Here is a 23,417-nt window from a genome sequence, read left to right as displayed (position 1 = left end):
CCGACGAACGAGGACGCTCCGCCCGTGATTTCCCCGCTCGAAATGACCCTGCTGCTGCTGCTGGCCTCGGTGGTAGGCGTCGTCGTATTTCGCTCGCTGAATCTGCCGCCGATGCTCGGCTACCTGACCGTCGGCATCCTGGTCGGCCCGCACGCGTTCGGCGTGGCGGGCGACCTCGAGCGCGCCGAGCATCTCGCCGAGTTCGGCGTCGTGTTCCTGATGTTCTCGATCGGCCTCGAGTTCTCGCTCGCGAAGCTGCGCGCGATGCAGCGGCTCGTGTTCGGCCTCGGGCTGATGCAGGTGGTCGCGACACTCGCGCTCGCGGTCGTGCTCGGCATGCTGTTCCAGCGCTGGGTCGACATCACGTGGCAGGGCAGCGTCGCGCTCGGCGGCGCGCTGGCGATGTCGTCGACGGCGATCGTCTCGAAGATGCTCGCCGAGCGGCTCGAGATCGAGACCGAGCACGGCCGCAACATCTTCGGCGTGCTGCTGTTCCAGGATCTCGCGGTGGTGCCGCTGCTGATCGTGATCGCCGCATTCGGCGCCGAGTCGTCGAAGGATCTCGCGCTGACGCTCGGCTTCGCGGCCGTCAAGATCGTGATCGCGCTCTCGCTGCTGCTCGTCATCGGCCAGCGCTTCATGACGCGCTGGCTCAACGTCGTCGCGCGGCGCCGCTCGCAGGAACTGTTCGTGCTGAACCTGCTGCTCGTCACGCTCGGCGCCGCGTTCATCACCGAGCGCTTCGGGCTGTCGCTCGCGCTCGGCGCATTCATTGCCGGCATGCTGATCGCCGAGACGCCGTTCCGTCATCAGGTCGAGGAGGACATCAAGCCGTTTCGCGACGTGCTGCTCGGCCTGTTCTTCGTGACGACCGGGATGCTGCTCGACCCGCGCGTGATCTGGGAGCATCCGCTGCTCGTGGGCGGATTTTTCGTCGGCCAGATCCTGTTCAAGGCGACGATGATCGCGGGCCTCGCGCGCCTGTTCGGCGCGACGCCCGGCGTCGCGATGCGCACCGGTATCGGGCTTGCGCAGGCCGGCGAATTCGGCTTCGTGCTGCTGAACCTGATCCTCGATCGCCATCTCGTCGACGCGACGCTGCTGCAGGCGATTCTCGCGTCGATGCTGCTGTCGATGCTCGCCGCGCCGTTCCTGATTCAGAACGCCGATCGGATCGTGATGCGGCTGTCGTCGACCGAATGGATGCAGCAGTCGCTGCAGATGACGCGCATCGCGACGCAGAGCCTGAAGCAGCGCGGCCACGTGATCATCTGCGGCTACGGCCGCGCGGGCCAGAACCTTGCGCGGATGCTCGAACAGGAAGGCATCTCGTACGTCGCGCTCGACCTCGATCCCGATCGCGTGAGCGCGGCCGCGACGGCCGGCGAATCGGTCGTGTTCGGCGACGCCGCGCGCCGCGAGTCGCTGCTCGCGGCCGGCATCCATCGCGCGGCGGCCGTCGCCATCACGTACGCGAATACGCCGTCCGCGCTGCGCGTGCTGCACCACGTGCACGAACTCGAGCCGACATTGCCGGCGATCGTGCGCACCGTCGACGATGCCGATCTCGAGAAGCTGCTCGCGGCCGGCGCGACCGAGGTGATTCCGGAGATCGTCGAAGGCAGCCTGATGCTGGCGTCGCATACGCTGGTGCTGGTCGGCGTGCCGATGCGCAAGGTCGTGCGGCGCGTCGAGGAGATGCGCGACGAGCGCTACAGCCTGTTGCGCGGCTATTTTCACGGCGCCGACGATGCGGACGACGACGATCACGAGCAGGTACGGCTACAATCGGTGCCGGTCGACGCGCGTGCGGACGCGGTCGGGCGCTCGCTGGAGGAGCTCGGGCTCTACGCGCTCGGGCTCGAAGTCACCGCGATCCGCCGGCACGGCATTCGCGGCGTCGAACCCGATCCGCAGACGAAGCTGCGTGCGAGCGACATCGTCGTGCTGCGCGGGCTGCCCGAGGCGCTCGCGCTCGCGGAGGAGCGGCTGTCGCGCCATCGCCGCGATCCGCCGGCCGTCGCCGCGTGAGCCGCGATTCATTACCTGACCCGTATTTTTTCGAAACGGTGCCCGAGCTTCGCGCACCGTTTTTTTCGGAGAGTTTCATGTCGCATTCGTCATCGGGCGCGCCGCTCGATCCGGTCGCCTTCATTCACAGCCAGATCCGCACGGTGCCCGACTGGCCGCAGCCCGGCGTGATGTTCCGCGACATCACGACGCTGCTGCAGAGCCCGAAGGCGCTGCGCATCCTCGTCGACCTGTTCGTCGAGCGCTATGTCGACGCGAAGCTCGACTACGTCGCGGGGCTCGACGCGCGCGGCTTCATCATCGCGCCGATCGTGGCGTACGAGCTCAGCGTCGGCTTCGTGCCGATCCGCAAGGTCGGCAAGCTGCCGTACAAGACGCGTTCGGAATCGTACGAGCTCGAGTACGGCAGCGCGACCGTCGAGATTCACGAGGACGCGTGCAAGCCGGGCGACCGCGTGATCATCATGGACGACCTGATCGCGACCGGCGGCACGATGATGGCCGGACGCAACCTGCTGGAACGGCTCGGCGCCGTCGTCGTCGAAGGCGCGGCGATCATCGATCTGCCCGATCTCGGCGGCTCGGCGCTGCTGCGCAATGCGGGGCTGCCCGTCTATACCGTCACCGAATTCGCCGGCCACTGAGCGCCGGCTCACGCAGCGAGCCCACGATGCCGAACTTCATGCTGTTTCTCGCCACGTCGGTCGCGATCACGTTCGCGCCGGGTCCCGACAACCTGCAGGTGCTCGCGCGCGGCATCTCGCAGGGCCGCGCGGCCGGCTTCGTCGCCGCGCTCGGCTTCACGGCCGGCATCCTGTTCCATACGACGCTCGCGGCGCTCGGCGTCGCGGCCGTGCTGCGTTCGTCGCCGATCGCGTTTCAGATCCTGAAGCTCGCGGGCGCCGCGTATCTCGTCTGGATCGGCATCAAGGCGCTGCGCAGCCACGGCCTCGCGAATGCGCATGCGCGGCCGCCGCAGCCGCTCGGCGCGATTTTCCGGCAGAGCGTGATCGGCAATCTGATGAACCCGAAGGTCACGCTGTTCTTCGTCGTGTTCCTGCCGCAGTTCGTCGATCCGCACGGCGCGCAGAGCGTGACGCTGCAGATGTTCGAGCTCGGTGCGCTCTTCATGCTGCAGACGGCCGCGATCTTCTCGCTGTTCGGCGTCGGCGCGGGCGCGATCGGCGCGTGGCTGAAGCGCCGTCCGAAGGCCGGCGTCTGGCTCGACCGTCTCGCCGGCGCGACCTTCATCGCGATCGGCATCCGCGTGGCGCTGAAGGACTGACGACGATGACCTTTCCGTGCATCGCGGCCGCGCGCCGCTTCGATCCGTCCGCGCACGTGCGCTTCGAAATCGCCGGGGCGGCGGTCGGCTGGATCCGCCGCCGCGACGTCGCGCGGCTCGCGCGCTGGCCCGACGTGTTCGAACTGTCCGACGCGCGCGTCGTGCTGTCCGATCGCTACGACACCGTCGACGCGCGCAGCATGGCGCTCGCGAGCGCGATCGGCGCGCTGGCGGCAGAAGGCGCGATTCCGGGCTGGCGCGACGAGATCTATGCGATTCGCAACCGCTTCGACGATCCGCCGCTCGCCTACATCGAGCGCGCGGCGTCGCGCTTCTTCGGCACGCAGACTTATGCGGTGCATGTGAACGGCATCGTAGAATATGCGGTTTCGCCCGGCGCGGCAGGCACGCCGCAGCTGTGGCTCGGCCGCCGCAGCGCGACGAAGGCGACCGACCCCGGCATGCTGGACAACGTGGTCGCCGGCGGCATCGGCTGGGGGCTCGGCGTGCGCGAGACGCTGGTGAAGGAATGCTGGGAAGAGGCCGGCATCCCGGCCGAACTCGCGGCGCGCGCGATCGCGGGCCGCGCGGTGCAGGTGCAGTGCTCGCTGCCGGAGGGCACGCAGTCCGAACTGATCTTCGTGTACGACCTGCCGTTGCCGCACGACTTCGCGCCGCACAACCAGGACGGCGAAGTGGCCGAACATCTGCTGGCCGGCGTGCCCGAGGTGATCGGCTGGCTGCGCGACGGGCACGCGACGATGGACGCGAGCCTCGCGACGCTCGACACGCTGCTGCGTCACGGCTGGCTGCCGGCCGCCGACGCGGCGGGCCTCGATGCGCTGTTCGCGCCGGCCGCCTGACGCGGCTCGCGGCCGCGCGGCCCACGCGAGCCATTTGACGAATACGGAAACGAAGGGAGTACGGTCATGTCGACCGATCACAGCTTTATCTTGAAACTGTCGTGCCCCGACCGGCACGGCATCGTCCACGCGGTCTCGGGCTTTCTGTTCGAGCGCAACAGCAACATTCTGGATTCCGCGCAGTTCGGCGACAGCCGCACCGGCGAGTTCTTCATGCGCGTGCATTTCGAACAGGACGGCGCGGGCCGGGATGCCGCCTCGGCGCTCGACACGCTGCGCGACGATTTCGCGCCGCTCGCCGAGCAGTTCGCGATGCGCTGGGAACTGCACGATGCGTCGGTGAAACCGCGCGTCGTGATCATGGTGTCGAAGATCGGCCATTGCCTGAACGACCTGCTGTTCCGCTATCGCACGGGCCAGCTGCCGATCGAGATTCCGGCGATCGTGTCGAACCACAAGGACTTCTACCAGCTCGCGGCGAGCTACGACATCCCGTTCCATCACTTCCCGCTGGTCGGCGGTTCGTCCAATGCCGCGAAGGCCGCGCAGGAAGCGCGCGTGCTCGACGTGATCGACGAGCATCAGGCCGACCTCGTCGTGCTCGCGCGCTACATGCAGATCCTGTCGCCGAACATGTGCGAGCGGCTCGCGGGCCGCGCGATCAACATCCATCACTCGTTCCTGCCGAGCTTCAAGGGCGCGAAGCCTTACTATCAGGCGTTCGACCGCGGCGTGAAGCTGATCGGCGCGACCGCGCACTACGTGACGACGGATCTCGACGAAGGGCCGATCATCGAACAGGAGGTCGAGCGCGTCGATCACAGCATGACGCCGGACCAGCTGACCGCGATCGGCCGCGACGTCGAATGCGTGACGCTCGCTCGGGCGGTGAAGTGGCACGTCGAGCATCGCATCGTGCTCAACGGTACGAAGACGGTCGTGTTCCGCTGAGCGGCCGCTTCGGCACGCGTCGCCCAAACGAGAAACGCCGCGCCCTCGACATTCGGGGGCGCGGCGTTTTTTTTCGCGTGCGGCGCGGCGTCAGATCATCCGCAGCATCTGCAGTTCGCGCTTGATGTACGCATAGAAGATCGGCGCGGCGATGATGCCCGGCAGCCCGAACGCGGCTTCCATGATCAGCATCGCGAGCAGCAGCTCCCACGCGCGCGATTCGATCTGGCCGCCGATGATCTTCGCGTTGAGGAAATACTCGAGCTTGTGGATGATCACGAGGAACGCGAGCGACGCGATCGCGGTGCCCATGCTGACCGACAGCGACACGGCAACGATCAGCGTGTTCGACACGAGGTTGCCGATCACCGGCAGCAGCCCGACGATGAAGGTGAGGAGCACGAGCGTTTTCGACAGCGGCAGCCGCTCGTGGAAGATCGGCAGCGCGACGAGCAGGTAGAGGCCCGTGAACGCGGCATTGATCGCCGAGATCTTGATTTGCGCGAACACGATCCGGCGGAACGCGTCGGCGAAGCGCGACACGCGCGTGACGAGCGCGGTCGACAGCGGCCGGCGCACCTTGCCGTGCTCGACGCCGATCGCGATCATCGCGCCGATGATCATCCCGAACAGCACGTGGCCGAAGCCGCGCGCGACGTTCTTGCCGCTTTGCTGCAGTTGATCCATGTGCGCGGTCATCAGCACCGCGGCTTTCGCCTTCATCTGCTCGACGTCGACCGGCAGCACGTTCGCGATCCATGCGGGCGTGCGCGCGCGCGTCTGTTCGACGATCTGCATCAGCTGGCCGAGCAGCGCCTGCAGGTTCGGCACCGTGTGCTCGAAGTGCTCGACGACGGCGATCGACAGGCCCGTCAGCGCGCCGACGATCGCGATCGCGAGCAGCACGACCGCGACCCAGCGCGCGCGCATGCTCGTCGTGTGGCGCTCGATCACCGGCGCGATCGTATGGATCAGTTGATAGACGAGCAGCCCGGCGAGTAGCCCGCCGAGCAGCTTCAGATCGAGGACGAGCCACATCGCGGCCAGCGCGAACACGTAGCTGCCGATTTCGATCGCCGACAGCTTCGGCAGACTGAAGTCGCTCGTGAGCCGCACGCTGCGCAGGTGCGGCTCGCGGCTTTGCGCATCGCGCGCCGGCTCTTGTTGCTTCTCCATCGTCAATTCCTTGTCGGCAGGAGCGCGTGCGGGCTGCGCAGCGGCTCCGAGCCATCCCGGGCGGCCGATCGCCGCCGATGCACCGGCCTGGTGCGGATTACCAAGCTTACGGCCGTAAAGTATAGCCGCCATTATGGGCTCGAACGGGCCGTTTGGCGTGCGCGGAATGACACGAAGCGGAAATGACGACGGGCGGCGCGGCGGCCGCCCGTCGTGGCGCAAGCGTTGCCCGGCCGCTGCGCGCCGGGCGAGCGGGGCGCTTAGCCTGCGGCGACCTTGCGCGTCGGGCGCTTGAGGAGCGGCGCGAGGTACTTGCCGGTGAAGCTCGCTTTCGTCTTCGCGACCTGCTCGGGCGTGCCCTGCGCGATGATCTGGCCGCCGCCGGCGCCACCTTCGGGGCCGAGGTCGATCACCCAGTCGGCCGTCTTGATGACGTCGAGGTTGTGCTCGATGATCACGACCGTGTTGCCCTGGTCGCGCAGCCGATGGATCACTTCGAGCAGCAGCGCGATGTCGTGGAAATGCAGGCCCGTCGTCGGCTCGTCGAGGATGTACAGCGTGCGGCCCGTGTCGCGCTTCGACAGCTCGAGCGACAGCTTGACGCGCTGCGCTTCGCCGCCCGACAGCGTGGTGGCCGACTGGCCGAGGCGAATGTAGCCGAGGCCGACGTCGAGCAGCGTCTTGAGCTTGCGCGCGACGACCGGCACCGCGCTGAAGAACTCGTACGCATGCTCGACGGTCATGTCGAGCACTTCGCTGATGTTCTTGCCCTTGTACTGCACGTCGAGCGTCTCGCGGTTGTAGCGCTTGCCGTGGCAGACGTCGCACGGCACGTAGACGTCCGGCAGAAAGTGCATCTCGACCTTCAGCACGCCGTCGCCCTGGCACGCCTCGCAGCGGCCGCCCTTCACGTTGAACGAGAAGCGGCCCGGATCGTAGCCGCGCTCCTTCGCGGTCGGCACGCCCGCGAACAGCTCGCGGATCGGCGTGAACACGCCCGTGTAGGTAGCCGGGTTCGAGCGCGGCGTGCGGCCGATCGGCGACTGGTCGACGTTGATGACCTTGTCGAAATGCTCGAGCCCTTCGATCGCTTCGTGCGCGGCCGGCTCGGCGGACGAGCCGTACAGGTGCCGTGCGACCGCGTGATAGAGCGTGTCGTTGATCAGCGTCGACTTGCCGGAGCCCGACACGCCGGTGATGCAGGTCAGCAGACCGACCGGCAGATCGAGGTTCACGTGCTTCAGGTTGTTGCCGTGCGCGTCGACGATGCGCAGCATGCGCTCGGGATCGGGCGCGATGCGCTCGTCCGGATAGTCGATCGTGCGCGCGCCGACGAGATACTGGCCCGTCAGCGACTGCGGGTTCGCCTGCACCTGCTTCGGCGTGCCTTCGGCGACGACCACGCCGCCGTGCTCGCCCGCGCCCGGACCCATGTCGACGACGTAGTCGGCGGTGCGGATCATGTCCTCGTCGTGCTCGACGACGATCACCGAATTGCCGAGATCGCGCAGATGCTTGAGCGTCGCGATCAGCCGGTCGTTGTCGCGCTGGTGCAGACCGATCGACGGCTCGTCGAGCACGTACATTACGCCGGTCAGGCCGGAGCCGATCTGCGACGCGAGCCGGATGCGCTGCGCTTCGCCGCCCGACAGCGTTTCGGCGCTGCGCTCGAGCGACAGATAGTCGAGGCCGACGTTGTTCAGGAACGTCAAGCGCGCGACGATTTCCTTGATCACCTTGTCGGCGATTTCGCGCTTCGCGCCTTCGAGCGTCAGCCCGTCGAAATAGCCGAGCGCGTCGCGCAGCGGCCAGCCGCTGATCTCGTAGATCGCCCGCGCGTGGTCGCCCGTGCCGATCCGCACGAAGCGCGCCTCGCGACGCAGGCGCGTGCCGTCGCACGACGGGCACGGCTGGTTGTTCTGGTATTTCGACAGCTCTTCGCGCACGGCGACCGAATCGGTCTCGCGGTAGCGCCGCTCGAGGTTCGGGATGATCCCTTCGAAGACGTGCTCGCGCACCGTCGTGCGGCCGCGCTCGTTGATGTACGAGAACGGAATCGTCTGCTTGCCGGAGCCGAACAGCAGCACCTTGCGGATCTTCTCGGGCAGATCCTCGAACGCGGTGTCGATGTCGAACTCGTAGAACGCCGCGAGGCTCTGCAGCATCTGGAAGTAGAACTGGTTGCGGCGATCCCAGCCTTTCACCGCGCCGGCCGCGAGCGACAGCGACGGATGCGCGACGACGCGCTTCGGATCGAAGAACGTGATCTGGCCGAGGCCGTCGCATTCCGGGCACGCGCCCATCGGGTTGTTGAACGAGAACAGGCGCGGCTCGAGCTCCTGCAGCGAATACGAGCAGATCGGGCACGCGAACTTCGAGCTGAACAGGTGCTCGCGGTCGGTGTCCATTTCGAGCGCGATCGCGCGGCCGTCGGCAAGACGCAGCGCCGTCTCGAACGATTCGGCGAGACGCTGCTTCATGTCGGGGCGCACCTTCAGGCGATCGACGACGACGTCGATCGTGTGCTTGTCGTTCTTTTTCAGCTTCGGCAGCGAATCGACGTCGTAGATCTTCGCGACGCCTTCGTTCGCCGTGCCGCCGCCCGAGCGCACGCGAAAGCGCACGAAGCCCTGCGCCTGCATGTCCTCGAACAGCTCGGCGTGCTCGCCCTTGCGGTTCGCGACGACGGGCGCGAGGATCATCAGCTTGGTTTCCTCGGGCAGCGCGAGTGCCGCATCGACCATCTGCGACACGCTCTGCGCTTCGAGCGGAATGTCGTGATCGGGGCAGTACGGCGTGCCGACCCGTGCGTACAAAAGTCGCAGGTAGTCGTGGATTTCCGTGACCGTGCCGACGGTCGAACGCGGGTTGTGCGACGTCGCCTTCTGCTCGATCGAGATCGCGGGCGACAGCCCCTCGATCAGGTCGACGTCCGGTTTCTCCATCAGCTGCAGGAACTGGCGGGCGTACGCGGACAGGCTTTCCACGTAGCGGCGCTGGCCTTCGGCATAAAGGGTGTCGAACGCGAGCGAGGACTTGCCCGAGCCGGACAACCCGGTAATCACGATCAGCTTGTGTCGCGGCAGGTCGAGATTGACGTTTTTCAGGTTGTGGGTGCGCGCCCCACGGATACGAATCTGTTCCATGAACCTGGCGAAAATGGAGGAAACCAAACCTGCTACTATAACGGCTTTTCGAGACCGTCGTCGGGGGCCTCCGGCCTTTGCAGCAGGTGGCAGCAAGGCGTCTTCCGCGTCGGGAAAGCGGCCGCACCGCGCGGTTCCGGCGGCGGGCGTTCCGGCGGCCGGCGCTCCGGCGGCCGGCACGCCGCGGCATCGCGCCCCGCCGATTGCCCGGCCCTGATCTTTCCGCCCCTGCCGCCGGGCGGACACTCCGATCATTCGAAATTCATTCAGATGTCCAATCCGTCCGCCACGTCTTCCCGCATGAGTGCGCCCGAACTGCGCGCGACCACGTCGCTCGCGGCGATCTTTGCGCTGCGCATGCTCGGGCTGTTCATGATCATGCCGGTGTTCTCGGTCTACGCGAAAACGATTCCGGGCGGCGACAACGTGGTGCTCGTCGGCATCGCGCTCGGCGCGTACGGCGTCACGCAATCGCTGCTGTACATCTTCTACGGATGGGCGTCCGACCGGTTCGGCCGCAAGCCGGTGATCGCGACGGGGCTGCTGATCTTCGCGCTCGGCAGCTTCGTCGCCGCGTTCGCGCACGACATCACGTGGATCATCGTCGGCCGCGTGATTCAGGGGATGGGCGCCGTGTCGTCGGCGGTGCTCGCGTTCATTGCCGATCTGACCTCCGAGCAGAACCGCACGAAAGCGATGGCGATGGTCGGCGGCTCGATCGGCGTGTCGTTCGCGATCGCGATCGTCGGCGCGCCGATCGTGTTCCACTGGGTCGGCATGAGCGGGCTGTTCGCGATCGTCGGCGTGCTGTCGATTCTGGCGATCGGCGTCGTGCTGTGGGTCGTGCCCGACGCCGCGAAGCCCGTGCACGTGCCCGCGCCGTTCGCCGAGGTGCTGCACAACGTCGAGCTGCTGCGTCTGAACTTCGGCGTGCTCGTGCTGCATGCGACGCAGACGGCGCTGTTTCTCGTCGTACCGCGCCTGCTCGTCGACGGCGGGCTGCCCGTTGCGTCGCACTGGAAGGTCTATCTGCCCGTGATGGCGCTCGCGTTCGTGATGATGGTGCCGGCGATCATCGTCGCCGAAAAGCGGGGCAAGATGAAACCGGTGCTGCTCGGCGGCATCGTCGCTATCCTGATCGGCCAATTGCTGCTCGGCAGCGCGCCGCATACCATCCTGATTGTGGCGGCGATTCTGTTCGTGTACTTCCTGGGTTTCAACATCCTGGAAGCATCGCAGCCGTCGCTCGTGTCGAAGCTCGCGCCCGGTTCGCGCAAGGGCGCGGCCACGGGCGTGTACAACACCACGCAGTCGGTCGGGCTCGCGCTCGGCGGCATCGCGGGCGGCTGGCTGCTGAAGCACGGCGGCGCGGACACCGTCTTCTACGCGTGCTCGGGGCTCGTCGCGGCGTGGCTTATAATCGCGGCCAGCATGAAAGCACCGCCGCGCAAGGCCTGATCCTTCATCCGGGCGGGCACGGGCGGTGCTTGCCGGCGTGCCCGGCGGGCGCCCGCGACTGGATCCGCGGGCGGCCCGGCATCGAATCTATTGGAGAAACACATGGCATCCGTCAACAAGGTCATCCTCGTCGGCAATCTCGGCGCCGATCCTGAAGTCCGTTACCTGCCGAGCGGCGACGCGGTTGCGAACATCCGTCTCGCGACCACCGACCGCTACAAGGACAAGGCGAGCGGCGAGTTCAAGGAAATGACCGAGTGGCATCGCGTCGCGTTCTTCGGCCGTCTCGCCGAAATCGTCAGCGAATACCTGAAGAAGGGCTCGTCGGTCTACATCGAAGGCCGGATCCGCACGCGCAAGTGGCAAGGCCAGGACGGCCAGGATCGCTATTCGACCGAAATCGTCGCCGACCAGATGCAGATGCTCGGCGGCCGCGGCGGCTCGGGCGGTGGCGGTGGCGGTGACGAAGGCGGTTACGGCGGCGGCTACGGTGGTGGTGGCGGCGGCGGTCGCGGCGAGCAGATGGAGCGCGGCGGCGGTGGCGGTCGTGCAAGCGGCGCGGCGCGTGGCGGTGGCGGCGGTGGCCAGAGCCGCCCGAGCGCGCCGGCTGGCGGCGGCTTCGACGAGATGGACGACGATATTCCGTTCTGATTTCCCGCACGCGGAACCCGTGAAGATCAACCCCGCCTTTTGGCGGGGTTTTTCTTTTTGCGGCGGGGATTCCGAGCTTTCTGCCAGCAGCGTGTCGCGGCGGTCGGGGCGTGTCGTCGACGGGGGGAGACCAGTTCGAAGGCCGCGCTTTACAGTCCGCCACAGTGCGGTCTCGAGTCATTTCCGTTGGGTTGGGGGGCGGCGAGGGAGTTTCCTCGTAACCGTGAGGAAAGCCATATTTTTTGTCAGCGGATTTGCAGATAGAGTGAACCGTCGGCGCTGAATGCGAGGTGGAGACCGCCGACAATAATTCACTTTTTATGGAGACCGAATCAATGCGTGAGCTCAATCGAAATGAACTGCAACAAGTCGGCGGTGCCCTTTCCTGTCAGCCGAATCCAGCGCCCGTCAATTGGGCTGCGGTCGGAGGCGCAGCCCTGGTCGGCGCGGTCCGTGGGCCGCAATCTGCGTTGTTGAGCGGCGCAGGAGCCTTTCTCGGGCAAGCCTGGATCTGACTGATCGGCAATTTTTCGTTCTGCCGTGTGCGGGCATTTTGTACGCTCGCACACCGGTATTTTGCAATGGATTCAGACGTCCGGAGCCCTCATGCGCTTTCGTCGTTCTCAAAGGCCGCTTGTGAAGCTTCTGAGGTATGGCATCTATCCCGATAGATTCAGCACTGAATATGGAGATGGATGGTTTGCCATCCTGCTCGGCGCCTTCGGCAGAACGCTGCCCATGTCGGTCGGGATAGCCGCACTGAGCTGCGTCGTTGCGCCCGGCGTGCTCACGACGGGAGGGCTGGCATTCACGACAGCGATTCTTTTCGCGTACAACGCGTTTTTGGAATGGCACTTGATTCGCCGATCCCGACGCGAAGAGCAATAGTCGGCCGGCACGTGCGCGGCATGCCGATTCCGCGTCACGAGGGGTGATACGATCGCGGTGCCTGACGACGGCCCACGAGCGTTGTCCGGCCTGTCCGGAACGTGACCGACACACTGCCCGACCTCATCGCCCCGCATCTCGACATGCTTTTCTCCAGAATCGATCCGCACATGACGCCCGCCGCGACGGGCCGCCACGTCGATCGACGCCTGTCTTATGCTTCGCATGGCGGCGCTCGGCGCTGCCGCTATCGACCGGAGTTGCCTCATGACGCGAAATAGGCGCACGCCGGGCTGGCCCGGCACCCTGCTGTCGCGTGCGTTCTTCGATCGCGCCGCGCCGACGGTCGCGCCGCTGCTGCTGAACAAGATTCTCGCGTCCGCGGACGGTCGCGCAGGGCGGATCGTCGAAGTGGAAGCCTATGCCGGCGCGATCGACCCGGCCGCGCATACCTATCGCGGCAAGACGCCGCGCAACGCGACGATGTTCGGGCCGCCCGGGCACATGTACGTGTATTTCACGTACGGGATGCACTGGTGCTGCAACTGCGTCTGCGGCCCGGACGGCGCCGGCACCGGCGTGCTGATCCGGGCGCTCGAACCGCTGTCCGGCATCGAGCGGATGCGCGCCGCGCGTCCGCCGCAGATGCGCGATCGCGACCTGTGTCGCGGCCCGGCTCGGCTCACTCAAGCGATGGGCATCGCCGGTGCGCAGGACGGCGCCGACCTCGTGCGCGCGTGCGACGGCTTCGCGATCGTCGACGACGGCACGGCACCGCCGGCGCACGCGAAAGGCGGCCCGCGCATCGGTATCCGCGTCGGCACGGATCTGCCGTGGCGATGGAGCGTGCCGGGCAATCCGTACGTATCGGGGCCCCGTGCGATCGAGCGGTAGGTGGGCACGCGGCGCGCATGCGCGCGCATCGGCGATGCGACTCGCATGCAGCGCGCACGTATAACATCGGAAATTGCAACATGACCGGCGCCGGGTTCATCAGCCTCGTCGGCGGCATCAGCCGCACCCCGCACCCCGCACCCCGCACCCCGCACCCCGCACCCCGCAGCCCGCAGCCCGCAGCCCGCAGCCCGCAGCCGCAGCCCGCAGCCCGCAGCCCGCACCCCGCACCCCGCACCCCGCACCCCGCACCGCGTTCACGCAATCGCCATAATCGCGTGCGTATGCTGTCCGTTTCGATAGCTCGATCGACAGGGGACACGATGCGGCGGGTCGTATTCAACCAGAAGGGCGGGGTGGGCAAGTCGACGATCGTCTGCAATCTCGCGGCAGTCAGCGCAAGCGAAGGGCTGCGCACGCTCGTCGTCGATCTCGACGCGCAGGCGAATTCGACACGCTACCTCCTCGGCGAACGAGCGACCGACGCGCATCCGGGCGTCGCGGACTTCTTCGACACCGCGCTCACGTTCAGCTTCCGGCCGGTCGACGTCGCGTCGTTCATCCATCCCACGCCGTTCGCGCAGCTCGACGTCATGCCGGCGCATCCCGATCTCGACACGCTGCACGGCAAGCTCGAATCGCGCTACAAGATCTACAAGCTGCGCGACGCGCTGAACGAACTGCACGCGTACGACGCCGTCTACATCGACACGCCGCCGGCGCTGAACTTCTACACGCGCTCGGCGCTGATCGCGGTCGAGCGTTGCCTGATTCCGTTCGACTGCGACGACTTTTCACGCCGGGCGCTGTATACGCTGCTCGAGAACGTGAAGGAGATCCGGCAGGACCACAACGCGGCGCTCGAAGTGGAGGGGATCGTCATCAACCAGTTCCAGCCGCGCGCGAGCCTGCCTCAGCGGCTCGTCGACGAGCTCGTGGAAGAAGGGCTGCCGGTGCTTGCGTCGCGGCTGTCGTCGTCGGTGAAAATCCGTGAATCGCATCAGCAGTCGACTCCCCTCATCCATCTCGAACCGACTCACAAGCTCGCGCACGAATTTCGCGCGCTGCACCGCGAATTAGTCGGCTGAATAAACCGGCAAGTATTTGTCATTTGATCCGATCATTGAAACTTTCATTAATAAACGAGAAAACGGTTTCAATGTAAATTCCGAAAAAACGATTACATAAGCGACTGCTTCATCACTCGATGGCTGTACTTGTTTCTAATAGCGGAAATAATGACGGGGTAAGACTTGCTGAATGTTCATGCGATTGACCCAGTAAAAAGGTAACGGCGGCGCGCGTCGGCCCGTAGTGGCGCGGGCATAGGCCGGGAGCCGGAAGCCGGCGGCGACGGATCTCGATGAGCGGATAAGGGTTTATACCTATCATTAATGCCACTTAATCGACAATTAATCGATTTAGAATGCCTCCTCGAACTTCCGGTGCCCAATTAGCAGCGGTGGTTAAATAAAGGAGCCGGACCTCGATCTGGCTTCCATTTTCTTTTCCTCGCCTCTCGCATTGCCAACAGGAGCGTGTCCGATGTCTGTATTTGCCCCCGAAAAACTCGTTGCCGATTATCAATCCGGTGTCGCCGCCTGGTTTGCGATTGCCCGCCCGGCGATCCGCGGTTTCGAGGCCGTCGTCGAACTGAATCTGCAGGCGACCAAGACGGCGCTTGCGGAATACGAGGACAAGCTGAAGGACGCGCTCAACACGACGAACCCGATCGCGGGTTTCGCGCAGCGCGTCGCCGCGCCGCAGGAAGCGGCCGGCAAGGCGGTCGCGTACGGCCGCCATCTGTTCGACATCGCCGTGTCGACGCAGGTCGAATGGACGAAGGTCGCACATGAACAATACGAACAGGCCGACCTTCGGATGAAGGATGTGATCGGCGAGCTGACCAAGCATGCACCGGCCGGTTCGGCACCGGTCGTGGCCGTGCTGAATTCGGCGCTGTCCGCGGCGAGCGCAGCTGCGGAGTCGGTGCGCGCCGCCGCCGGGCAGGCGATGGAGGCCGCACAGAGCAGCTTCGAGACGGCTGGCGAGACGGCTGCCGAGACGGCCGCCCGCACCGGCAAGCAGGTTGCCGCGACCGCTCGCAAGGAAGCGGCCGGGCGCGAAACGGCGGCCTGAGCCCGCGTCGCGCGTTCGCGCGACGTGACCGAAACGGCGCCGGACGATTGCCCCCGCGTGTGCCACGCGGGTGCGAACCGTTCCGGCTGCCTCGATGACGCTGGCGCACGGCGCGACCGTGCGGGGAATCGCGCGCGCTGGCGCTGCGGTGTGTCGGCGCGCATCCGTACGTGGCGTATCGCGACGCGAGGCGGCGAGCGTGTGCAGTTTGCATCGTTTGCCGATCGCTCGTGCCGGCGCCGGACCAAACGATTTGATGCAGGGATTGAACATGACCGACGTAGTGATCGTATCGGCCGCGCGGACCGCGGTCGGCAAATTCGGCGGCTCGCTGGCGAAGGTGGCGGCGCCCGAACTGGGCGCGACGGTGATTCGTGCGGTGCTGGAGCGCGCGGGCGTGAAGCCGGAGCAGGTCAGCGAAGTGATCATGGGACAGGTGCTGACGGCGGGTTCGGGCCAGAACCCGGCGCGCCAGTCGCTGATCAAGGCCGGACTGCCGAGCGCGGTGCCGGGGATGACGATCAACAAGGTGTGCGGCTCGGGGCTGAAGGCCGTGATGCTGGCCGCGAACGCGATCATCGCGGGCGACGCGGAGATCGTCGTGGCGGGCGGGCAGGAGAACATGAGCGCGGCGCCGCACGTGCTGCCGGGCTCGCGCGACGGGTTCCGGATGGGCGACGCGAAGCTGGTCGACACGATGATCGTCGACGGCCTGTGGGACGTGTACAACCAGTACCACATGGGCATCACGGCGGAGAACGTCGCGAAGGAATACGGCATCACGCGCGAAGAGCAGGATGCGTTCGCGGCGCTGTCGCAGAACAAGGCCGAAGCGGCGCAGAAGGCGGGGCGCTTCAATGACGAGATCGTGCCGGTGTCGATTCCGCAGCGCAAGGGCGAGCCGCTGCAGTTCGCGACCGACGAGTTCGTGCGTCACGGCGTGACGGCGGAGTCGCTCGCGGGGCTGAAGCCGGCGTTCGCGAAGGACGGTACGGTGACGGCGGCCAACGCGTCGGGCATCAACGACGGCGCGGCGGCGGTGCTCGTGATGTCGGCGCAGAAGGCCCAGGCGCTGGGTCTGACGCCGCTCGCGCGGATCAAGGCGTATGCGAACGCGGGCGTGGATCCGAGCGTGATGGGGATGGGCCCGGTGCCGGCATCGCGCCGATGCCTGGAGCGCGCGGGCTGGACGCCGGGCGATCTGGACCTGATGGAGATCAACGAGGCGTTTGCGGCGCAGGCGCTGGCCGTGCACAAGCAGATGGGCTGGGACACGTCGAAGGTGAACGTGAACGGCGGGGCGATCGCGATCGGTCACCCGATCGGCGCGTCGGGCTGCCGGATCCTGGTGACGCTGCTGCACGAGATGGTCAAGCGCGATGCGAAGCGCGGGCTCGCGTCGCTCTGCATCGGCGGCGGGATGGGCGTCGCGCTGGCGGTCGAACGAGATTAGCAGGAGACCAGGCGCCGTCTTGCGTGCGAGGCGCGGTAGCGCGTCGCGAATGCAGGCAACGGCTTTGCGCGTCTGACCAATACAGAAAAACAGGCGCGCGTTCCGGCGCGCACGTCGCCCGATCATCGGGCGGCGGCGAGCCGAGGCGGCGGGCGGCGGCGTGTGCCACGTCGCGGTCCCGCCTCATCGATTACTTTTTTTGTTGGTGAATAATAGGATGACTAAGCGAATTGCAGTTGTGACAGGTGGGATGGGCGGTCTCGGCGAGGCGATCAGCATCAGGTTGCACGAAGCGGGCCACCGGGTTGTCGTCACGTATTCGCCGAACAACACGGGCGCGGATCGCTGGCTGACCGAAATGCAGGCGGCCGGCCGCGAGTTCGACGCTTATCCCGTCGACGTGGCCGATCACGACTCGTGCCAGCAGTGCGTCGAGAAGATCGTGCGCGACGTCGGCCCGATCGACATCCTGGTGAACAACGCGGGCATCACGCGCGACATGACGCTGCGCAAGCTCGACAAGGTCAACTGGGACGCAGTGATCCGCACGAACCTCGACTCGGTGTTCAACATGACGAAGCCGATCTGCGAAGGGATGATCGAGCGCGGCTGGGGACGCATCGTCAACATCTCGTCGGTCAACGGTTCGAAGGGATCGGTCGGCCAGACCAACTATGCGGCCGCGAAGGCCGGCATGCACGGCTTCACGAAGTCGCTCGCGCTCGAAGTCGCGCGCAAGGGCGTGACCGTCAACACGGTCTCGCCCGGCTATCTCGCGACGAAGATGGTGATGGCGATTCCGCAGGACATCCTCGACACGAAGGTCCTCCCGCAGATTCCGGCCGGGCGCCTCGGCAAGCCCGAGGAAGTCGCGGCGCTGGTCGCGTATCTGTGCTCGGAGGAAGCGGGCTTCGTGACGGGGTCGAACATCGCCATCAACGGCGGCCAGCACATGCACTGACGCGTGACGGCCCGCCGCGCGGGCCGTGTTCGTGCTGTATCCCGTGCCGGCGCCGTTCGTCGGCGCCGGCGTCGTGTTCCGGAGGACGCATGGGTGAAACCTGGATGGGACTCGCGATCGGCGGATCGGCGCTGACCGTCGCGCTGACGGTCGCGATCGCACTTCACTGGCTCGAGCGGCGCCGTGCGCGGCGGCTGCGGGACTTCGATCATCACGACTGCTGGCTCGTCGCGTACGGCAAATGCATCGTGCGCCGGCCGGCCACGCGCGCGCGGCGCGGGCGCGCACCGGCCGCGATCGCGCGATTGACGACGCGCTCGTCACCAATCGCCCCGTTCGTTTCGCGCGATCGGTAAGGAAAACGTCATTCGACGTAAACGTCTGGTAATTTTTGCCTGGATTCTGCACAATCGCCGGTCCCAACTACAACGAACGAGGGATCCGGGATGCAATTGAACAAAGCGGTGGCGGCGTGCGGCGTCGCGTTTTTGCTGAGCGCGTGCGGCGGGGTGCAGAATCTCGACGCGAACGGGCTGACGTCGGCCGGCACGAACCTGTTCAAGGCGGCCACGCTGTCGGACGCGGACATCGCCGCGCTGTCGAACGATGCGTGCAAGGCGAGCGACGCCGAGTCGAAGATCGCCGCGCCGAACAGCGCATACGCGAAGCGCCTGACGAAGGTGATGAAGGGCTTCGGCGACATGACGCTGAACGGCCGCAAGGTCGACTACAAGGTCTATCTGACGAAGGACGTCAACGCGTGGGCGATGGGCAACGGCTGCGTGCGCGTGTACAGCGGCCTGATGGACATGATGAACGACGACGAGCTGCGCGGCGTGATCGGCCATGAAATGGGCCACGTCGCACTCGGTCATTCGAAGAAGGCGATGCAGACGGCCTATGCGGTCAGCGCGGCGCGCAGCGCGGCCGGCGCGGCATCGCCGGGCGTTGCGGCACTGACGAGCTCGCAGCTCGGCGACATCACCGAGAAGTTCATCAACGCGCAGTTCTCGCAATCTCAGGAAAGTGCGGCAGACGACTATTCGTTCGATCTGCTGAAGCAGAAGGGGATGAGCCAGAAGGGCCTCGTCACCGCGTTCCAGAAGCTCGCGCAGCTCGACGGCGGCAAGAGCTCGATGCTGAGCTCGCATCCGTCGTCGGCGAGCCGTGCGCAGCATATCGAGCAGCGCATCGCGAAGGGCAACTGATCGATCGCAGTCGCGCGCCGGCCGCGCGCGTGCCGGCACAGCGATCATGCGCACACCCCGCGTTCTCCGGAACGCGGGGTTTTCTTTTTGGCAGCAACGCGATTGCGGCGCCGTGCCGGGCAGCGGCTACGCCTTCGCGAGCGCGATCGGCTCGTCGACGACCGGCGCCGCCAACCGCCTTTGCCGCACGCGGCGCATGCGGCCCCTCATGAACATGAGCGGGCACGACACCGAATCGCCGTGAATGGATCGGACCACCCGCGGCACGCCCCCGGACGGTGCGCCCGCGCGCCGTCGCCTCGCGGCACCGGGCGTGCGACATTGACCGCTTCGCCGGGCGCCAACTAGAATCGGCCGAAACCGCCCGTCAGCCGCGCGCCGCGGCGAGTGCGACCCATTGATCAGCCCGTCGAGGAAGCTCGTGCTCATCTCCCTTATCCGGCGCGCACCGGCCGCCGGTTCGCCCGTCGGTGCATCGCCGGCCGTCCGTTGCGTGCGCACGCGCATCGCGCGCCTGCTGACCGTGTTCGCGCTGCTGCCGCTCGTCGCCGCATGCGCGACGCATCCGCCTGCGACCGCACTCGAACGTTCGGTGTCGCACGCGCTGCCGCAGAGCACCGCGACGCCGCTGCGCGACGCGCTCGCCGCGCCGGAGGCCGCGCACCCGGGCCAGTCGGGCTTCCGGCTCCTTGCCGACGGCGCCGAGGCGCTGCAGATGCGCATCGCGCTCGCGCGCGCGGCGACGAAGACGCTCGACATGCAGTACTACATCGCGACCGAGGACACGACCGGCAAGCTGCTGCTCGGCGCGGCGCTGTACGCAGCCGACCGCGGCGTGCGCGTGCGGATGCTCGTCGACGATCTGAACTTCCACGATATCGACCGCGTGATGGCCGCGCTGAACACGCACGAGAACATCGAGATCCGCGTGTTCAATCCGTTCGGCGCGTCGCGGCAGGGCGTCATGCACCGCACGACCGACTTCCTCACGCGCATCGACAGCTTCACGCGGCGCATGCACAACAAGGCGATGATCGCCGACAACCAGATCGCGATCGTCGGCGGCCGCAACCTCGGCGACGAGTATTTCAGCGCGAGCGCGACGCTGCAGTTCCGCGATCTCGACGTGCTCGCGGCCGGGCCCGTGACCGACGACATCTCGCACAGCTTCGACACGTACTGGGCGAGCGCAAGCAGCTATCCGCTGCGCGCGCTGAATCACCAGACGTTCAAGCCGAAGGAGCTCGACGCGGTGCGCGACGAGCTGCGCGAGCACTGGCGCAAGAACGCCGATCCGTACAACGCGAAGCCGCTGAACGCGACGCCGCTGTCGCAGCAGATCGCGCGCGACGAGCTCGGGCTCGTATGGGCGCCGGCCGAGTTCAAGGTCGACGCGCCGGACAAGATCGCGCGGCCGAACGATCAGTATGTGAGCCCGCCGATGCAGCGTCTCGTCGAACTCACGCGCGCCGCGCAGCACGAATTCCTCGCGTTCTCGCCGTACTTCGTGCCGCACGATGCGGGCGTGAAGATTCTCGGCGATACGGCCGCGCGCGGCGTACGCGTCGCGATCCTGACGAATTCGCTCGCCGCGACCGACGCGGTGGCCGTGCAGGCCGGCTACGCGCCGTATCGCGTGCCGCTGCTGCAGCGCGGCATCGAGCTGTACGAGTTCAAGGCGCAGCCGGATCAGCCGCGTGCGCGTCTGTTCGGCTCGCGTTCGCGCGCGAGCCTGCATGCGAAGGCTTACGTGATCGACCGCAAGATCCTCGTGATCGGCTCGCTGAACCTCGATCCGCGCTCCGCGCATCTGAACACCGAACTGGCGCTCGTGATCCACAGCCCGGCGCTCGCGCAGCAGACCGCCGCACTGTTCAGGCGCGCGACGCAGCCGGACGAAAGCTACCGCGTGACGCTCGTGAAATCGGCCGGCGGCGGGCCGCCGTCGCTCGAATGGACGGGCGTCGACAACGGGCAGCCGAGCACCTATCACATCGATCCGCATGCAGGGCTGCTGCGCAACATCATGACGGGCATCTTCACGCTGCTGCCGGTCGACGACCAGCTTTAAAGGGGCGCGAGCGCGTCGGCGAAAACCGCGATACCGATGCGCGGGAATCGGTGCTATGGTTGTGTGCGCAACGATACGGGCGCCGCGGCGGCGGCCTCGTTCGACAGCCGCGAAGCCGCACGCGCGGCGCTCGCGCATGCAACCGGAGCTTCCCATGCAACGTGTACCGAACCAGCCGTTTACGCGTCCCGCCCGTTTCTCCGAAGCCGAATGGCAAGCGCGCGTGCAACTCGCGGCCGCTTACCGGATCTTCGATCATCTCGGCTGGACCGAGCTGATCTACAACCATATCTCGCTGCGCGTGCCGGGCGAGGACGGCCACTTCCTGATCAATCCGTTCGGGCTCCATTACCGTGAGGTCTGCGCGTCGAATCTCGTGAAGGTCGACATCGACGGCAACGTGATCGGGCATTCCGACTGGCCGATCAATCCGGCCGGCTTCACATTCCACGCGGCGATTCATGCGGCGCTGCCCGACGCGCATTGCGTGATGCACGTGCATACGACGCCGACGATGGCCGTGTGCTGCTCGCGCGACGGCCTGTCGTTCTCCAATTTCTATTCGGCGCAGCTGTACGGAAAGATCGCGTATCACGACTTCGAAGGGATCACCGTGCGTCTCGACGAGGGGCGCCGGATCGTCGAGAGCGCGGGCGGGCGGCCGGTGCTGCTGCTGCGCAATCATGGCCCCGTGACGATCGGCGCGACGCTCGCGCAGACGTTCTCGCTGATGTGGCTGCTCAACCGCGCGTGCGAGGTGCAGATCGCGACGCATGCAATCGGCGACGCGCTGCCGATCGCGCCGCCGGTGCTCGAAGCCTGCGTGCGCGACTCGCTGAACTTCGATCCCAGGCACGGTGCGGGGCAGGATGCGTTCGACGCGCTGCAGCGCATCGTCGACCGGATCGATCCCGGCTACCGCGCGTAGGCGCGTGCTGCGCCGCGGCGCTTAGAACCGGTAGCCGAGGCCGGCCTGGATCACGTCGGTGTCGCGGTTGTAGCGCGTGACCACGCGGTTCCACGTCAGGCGCGTGAGCCAGCGGTCCGACAGGCGGTAGCTCGCGGAGATCGACACGATTCCGGACAGCCGGCCGTCGCCGGGCCCCGGCTGGCCGTCGCGATTGCGCTGGTTGACGGTGAAGTACGCGCCCGCGCCGGCCGCCAGCGTGACCTTGTCGTTCAGAAACGCGCGCGTGAGCCACAGTTGCGATGCGATCCCGTTGCGGCGGACCGCCTGCTTCGCGCCTTCGTACATCCACGTCGCGGTCCAGTCGACCGTGCGCGTGAGGCCGCGCCGGTATTCGAGACTGCCGCCGAGCGACGACGGCGAAGACCGGCTGTTCAGGATCGTTTCGCCGAGCATTGCGGTGATCTCGTTGTTCGTGACCTTGCGCGTGCGCGGTAGCGCGGTGTCGCGCGGACCCGGGGTGTCGGGCGCATCGAGCTGATAGCCGACGCCGAACATCACCGACGTCGTGTCGGGGCCGCTGAACACCTGCGCACGATTGAGCTGAAGCTGCGCAATCCAGCGATGCGACGTGTAGTACGCGGCGCGCACGCTCATCAGCACGCCCCAGCCGTGCGAGTTCGAGTAGCCGCGTCCGGCGGCGGCCGGCACGGTATCGAAGTAGCGATAGGGACCGACGCCGGCGGACACCACGAAGCGCCGATCGTCGAGCGGCACGCGGCCCCAGAACTGGATCGCCTGGCCGTCGCGGTGATGGTCCGGAATGTGGCCTTCGTTGTACCACGTGAAGCCGAGCGCTGTATGCGGGCTCAGTCCTTCCTGATAATCGAACGCCCACGCGTACGAGCGGTTGCCGGCACCCCATAGCGAGCCGGCGAACAGCGAGAATTCCTGCGCATCGGCAGGCGCGCCGTAGAGCGCGGCGACGGAACAGAGGCCTGCCAGCATCGGGCGGACACGGACAGATCGGTGCGGGAGGGACATCGGGAGGCGGGCCGGCACGGTTCTTTCAGGTCACGACGACAACGCGACATTGTCCCGCGCGACGCGCCGCATGTCGACGCGGCTTTGCACAACAGCCTATTACCGATCGTGACAACGATCGTCTGCGAGCGCGCGCACAGTATCGTTCCGGTCTTTGGTACGGCGGCCGTGCACGCGGCGTGCGCCGTGCGATTCGGCATACGTTTCAGGTCGCATGAAGCGGCTCGCTTCGCAGACGTCCGCGCGGCGACGCGACGACGAAAAAAAAACGCGGCCGGGCGGCCGCGTGAA

Annotated in this window: 20 protein-coding genes and 1 pseudogene; 18 read left to right on the top strand and 3 right to left on the bottom strand. The window is 66.7% G+C overall.

Going from position 1 to position 23,417, the window contains the following annotated elements; all coding sequences use genetic code 11:
- Window positions 1-24: 24 nt before the first annotated feature.
- The 5 genes from NP80_RS26865 to purU all read left to right on the top strand — a co-directional run bounded on the left by NP80_RS26865 (window position 25) and on the right by purU (window position 5,130).
- Entirely contained in the window at window positions 25-2,031 is a 2,007-nt protein-coding gene (locus NP80_RS26865; protein WP_006411681.1) for a monovalent cation:proton antiporter family protein, read from the top strand.
- 77 nt (window positions 2,032-2,108) lie between these two features.
- Complete coding sequence (locus NP80_RS26860; protein ID WP_012212706.1) at window positions 2,109-2,675, top strand: adenine phosphoribosyltransferase; 567 nt, start codon at window positions 2,109-2,111, stop codon at window positions 2,673-2,675.
- Window positions 2,676-2,701: 26 nt separating this feature from the next.
- Window positions 2,702-3,316, top strand: a complete 615-nt coding sequence (locus NP80_RS26855; RefSeq protein ID WP_006411686.1) for a LysE family translocator — start codon at window positions 2,702-2,704, stop codon at window positions 3,314-3,316.
- 5 nt (window positions 3,317-3,321) lie between these two features.
- A complete protein-coding gene (locus NP80_RS26850; RefSeq protein ID WP_006411684.1) occupies window positions 3,322-4,179 on the top strand; it encodes an NUDIX hydrolase in 858 nt (285 codons plus the stop codon).
- A gap of 66 nt (window positions 4,180-4,245) precedes the next feature.
- Window positions 4,246-5,130: a formyltetrahydrofolate deformylase gene (gene purU, locus NP80_RS26845; protein ID WP_006411682.1), complete on the top strand. Its 885-nt coding sequence runs from the start codon at window positions 4,246-4,248 to the stop codon at window positions 5,128-5,130.
- Between the two features lie 90 nt (window positions 5,131-5,220).
- Here the strand turns inward: purU and NP80_RS26840 are convergent, their stop codons facing one another.
- Both NP80_RS26840 and uvrA read right to left on the bottom strand, forming a co-directional pair.
- Window positions 5,221-6,306, bottom strand: a complete 1,086-nt coding sequence (locus NP80_RS26840) for an AI-2E family transporter (protein ID WP_006406616.1) — start codon at window positions 6,304-6,306, stop codon at window positions 5,221-5,223.
- A gap of 260 nt (window positions 6,307-6,566) precedes the next feature.
- On the bottom strand, window positions 6,567-9,452 hold the full coding sequence (gene uvrA, locus NP80_RS26835) for an excinuclease ABC subunit UvrA (RefSeq protein ID WP_006411685.1): 2,886 nt from the start codon (window positions 9,450-9,452) through the stop codon (window positions 6,567-6,569).
- Window positions 9,453-9,722: 270 nt separating this feature from the next.
- On the opposite strand from uvrA, the gene NP80_RS26830 reads away from it, so the two are divergent.
- From NP80_RS26830 to NP80_RS26775, 13 genes and pseudogenes are all read left to right on the top strand, one after another.
- Window positions 9,723-10,910, top strand: a complete 1,188-nt coding sequence (locus NP80_RS26830) for an MFS transporter (RefSeq protein WP_006406614.1) — start codon at window positions 9,723-9,725, stop codon at window positions 10,908-10,910.
- A 102-nt stretch (window positions 10,911-11,012) separates the two neighbouring features.
- Complete coding sequence (locus NP80_RS26825; protein WP_006398270.1) at window positions 11,013-11,561, top strand: single-stranded DNA-binding protein; 549 nt, start codon at window positions 11,013-11,015, stop codon at window positions 11,559-11,561.
- Window positions 11,562-12,167: 606 nt separating this feature from the next.
- Window positions 12,168-12,449 (top strand): hypothetical protein, encoded by a 282-nt coding sequence (locus tag NP80_RS26820; RefSeq protein WP_106918432.1) that lies wholly within the window; start codon window positions 12,168-12,170, stop codon window positions 12,447-12,449.
- A gap of 267 nt (window positions 12,450-12,716) precedes the next feature.
- Window positions 12,717-13,343 carry a DNA-3-methyladenine glycosylase gene (locus tag NP80_RS26815; RefSeq protein ID WP_006410429.1) on the top strand — a complete coding sequence of 209 codons (627 nt, stop codon included), beginning with the start codon at window positions 12,717-12,719 and terminating at the stop codon, window positions 13,341-13,343.
- Window positions 13,344-13,666: 323 nt separating this feature from the next.
- The gene (locus NP80_RS26810) at window positions 13,667-14,431 is read left to right on the top strand and encodes a ParA family protein (RefSeq protein ID WP_035488886.1); all 765 of its coding nucleotides are present in this window, start codon (window positions 13,667-13,669) and stop codon (window positions 14,429-14,431) included.
- 457 nt (window positions 14,432-14,888) lie between these two features.
- Window positions 14,889-15,482, top strand: a complete 594-nt coding sequence (gene phaP / locus NP80_RS26805) for a TIGR01841 family phasin (protein ID WP_006406593.1) — start codon at window positions 14,889-14,891, stop codon at window positions 15,480-15,482.
- Window positions 15,483-15,753: 271 nt separating this feature from the next.
- Window positions 15,754-16,935 carry an acetyl-CoA C-acetyltransferase gene (locus NP80_RS26800; protein WP_035488888.1) on the top strand — a complete coding sequence of 394 codons (1,182 nt, stop codon included), beginning with the start codon at window positions 15,754-15,756 and terminating at the stop codon, window positions 16,933-16,935.
- 217 nt (window positions 16,936-17,152) lie between these two features.
- Complete coding sequence (gene phbB, locus NP80_RS26795; protein ID WP_045594263.1) at window positions 17,153-17,896, top strand: acetoacetyl-CoA reductase; 744 nt, start codon at window positions 17,153-17,155, stop codon at window positions 17,894-17,896.
- Between the two features lie 89 nt (window positions 17,897-17,985).
- Window positions 17,986-18,180 (top strand): annotated as a pseudogene (locus tag NP80_RS26790) (hypothetical protein); the annotation flags it as partial.
- Between the two features lie 162 nt (window positions 18,181-18,342).
- Window positions 18,343-19,104 (top strand): metalloprotease LoiP, encoded by a 762-nt coding sequence (gene loiP, locus NP80_RS26785; RefSeq protein WP_006406591.1) that lies wholly within the window; start codon window positions 18,343-18,345, stop codon window positions 19,102-19,104.
- A 46-nt stretch (window positions 19,105-19,150) separates the two neighbouring features.
- Window positions 19,151-19,348 (top strand): hypothetical protein, encoded by a 198-nt coding sequence (locus tag NP80_RS31175; RefSeq protein WP_125902582.1) that lies wholly within the window; start codon window positions 19,151-19,153, stop codon window positions 19,346-19,348.
- 177 nt (window positions 19,349-19,525) lie between these two features.
- A complete protein-coding gene (locus NP80_RS26780) occupies window positions 19,526-21,175 on the top strand; it encodes a phospholipase D family protein (RefSeq protein WP_006411558.1) in 1,650 nt (549 codons plus the stop codon).
- A 154-nt stretch (window positions 21,176-21,329) separates the two neighbouring features.
- Entirely contained in the window at window positions 21,330-22,103 is a 774-nt protein-coding gene (locus tag NP80_RS26775) for a class II aldolase/adducin family protein (RefSeq protein WP_006406588.1), read from the top strand.
- A gap of 21 nt (window positions 22,104-22,124) precedes the next feature.
- On the opposite strand, the gene NP80_RS26770 is transcribed toward NP80_RS26775, so the two are convergent.
- The gene (locus NP80_RS26770; protein ID WP_035488895.1) at window positions 22,125-23,126 is read right to left on the bottom strand and encodes an outer membrane insertion signal protein; all 1,002 of its coding nucleotides are present in this window, start codon (window positions 23,124-23,126) and stop codon (window positions 22,125-22,127) included.
- Window positions 23,127-23,417: the final 291 nt, after the last annotated feature.

The sequence above is a fragment of the Burkholderia multivorans ATCC BAA-247 genome (assembly GCF_000959525.1).
In the GTDB taxonomy this organism is placed as follows: Bacteria; Pseudomonadota; Gammaproteobacteria; order Burkholderiales; family Burkholderiaceae; genus Burkholderia; species Burkholderia multivorans.
The sequence above is the reverse complement of the archived record's forward strand: the minus strand, read 5'-3'. Positions and strand labels throughout refer to the sequence as shown.

Bases quoted from the DNA above. Each gene is read 5' to 3' on its own strand.
- NP80_RS26860 (WP_012212706.1), top strand. From the start codon at position 2,109: ATGTCGCATTCGTCATCGGGCGCGCCGCTCGATCCGGTCGCCTTCATT.
- NP80_RS26855 (WP_006411686.1), top strand. From the start codon at position 2,702: ATGCCGAACTTCATGCTGTTTCTCGCCACGTCGGTCGCGATCACGTTC.
- NP80_RS26850 (WP_006411684.1), top strand. From the start codon at position 3,322: ATGACCTTTCCGTGCATCGCGGCCGCGCGCCGCTTCGATCCGTCCGCG.
- purU (WP_006411682.1), top strand. From the start codon at position 4,246: ATGTCGACCGATCACAGCTTTATCTTGAAACTGTCGTGCCCCGACCGG.
- NP80_RS26840 (WP_006406616.1), bottom strand. From the start codon at position 6,306: ATGGAGAAGCAACAAGAGCCGGCGCGCGATGCGCAAAGCCGCGAGCCG.
- uvrA (WP_006411685.1), bottom strand. From the start codon at position 9,452: ATGGAACAGATTCGTATCCGTGGGGCGCGCACCCACAACCTGAAAAAC.
- NP80_RS26830 (WP_006406614.1), top strand. From the start codon at position 9,723: ATGTCCAATCCGTCCGCCACGTCTTCCCGCATGAGTGCGCCCGAACTG.
- NP80_RS26825 (WP_006398270.1), top strand. From the start codon at position 11,013: ATGGCATCCGTCAACAAGGTCATCCTCGTCGGCAATCTCGGCGCCGAT.
- NP80_RS26820 (WP_106918432.1), top strand. From the start codon at position 12,168: ATGCGCTTTCGTCGTTCTCAAAGGCCGCTTGTGAAGCTTCTGAGGTAT.
- NP80_RS26815 (WP_006410429.1), top strand. From the start codon at position 12,717: ATGACGCGAAATAGGCGCACGCCGGGCTGGCCCGGCACCCTGCTGTCG.
- NP80_RS26810 (WP_035488886.1), top strand. From the start codon at position 13,667: ATGCGGCGGGTCGTATTCAACCAGAAGGGCGGGGTGGGCAAGTCGACG.
- phaP (WP_006406593.1), top strand. From the start codon at position 14,889: ATGTCTGTATTTGCCCCCGAAAAACTCGTTGCCGATTATCAATCCGGT.
- NP80_RS26800 (WP_035488888.1), top strand. From the start codon at position 15,754: ATGACCGACGTAGTGATCGTATCGGCCGCGCGGACCGCGGTCGGCAAA.
- phbB (WP_045594263.1), top strand. From the start codon at position 17,153: ATGACTAAGCGAATTGCAGTTGTGACAGGTGGGATGGGCGGTCTCGGC.
- loiP (WP_006406591.1), top strand. From the start codon at position 18,343: ATGCAATTGAACAAAGCGGTGGCGGCGTGCGGCGTCGCGTTTTTGCTG.
- NP80_RS31175 (WP_125902582.1), top strand. From the start codon at position 19,151: ATGCGCACACCCCGCGTTCTCCGGAACGCGGGGTTTTCTTTTTGGCAG.
- NP80_RS26775 (WP_006406588.1), top strand. From the start codon at position 21,330: ATGCAACGTGTACCGAACCAGCCGTTTACGCGTCCCGCCCGTTTCTCC.
- NP80_RS26770 (WP_035488895.1), bottom strand. From the start codon at position 23,126: ATGTCCCTCCCGCACCGATCTGTCCGTGTCCGCCCGATGCTGGCAGGC.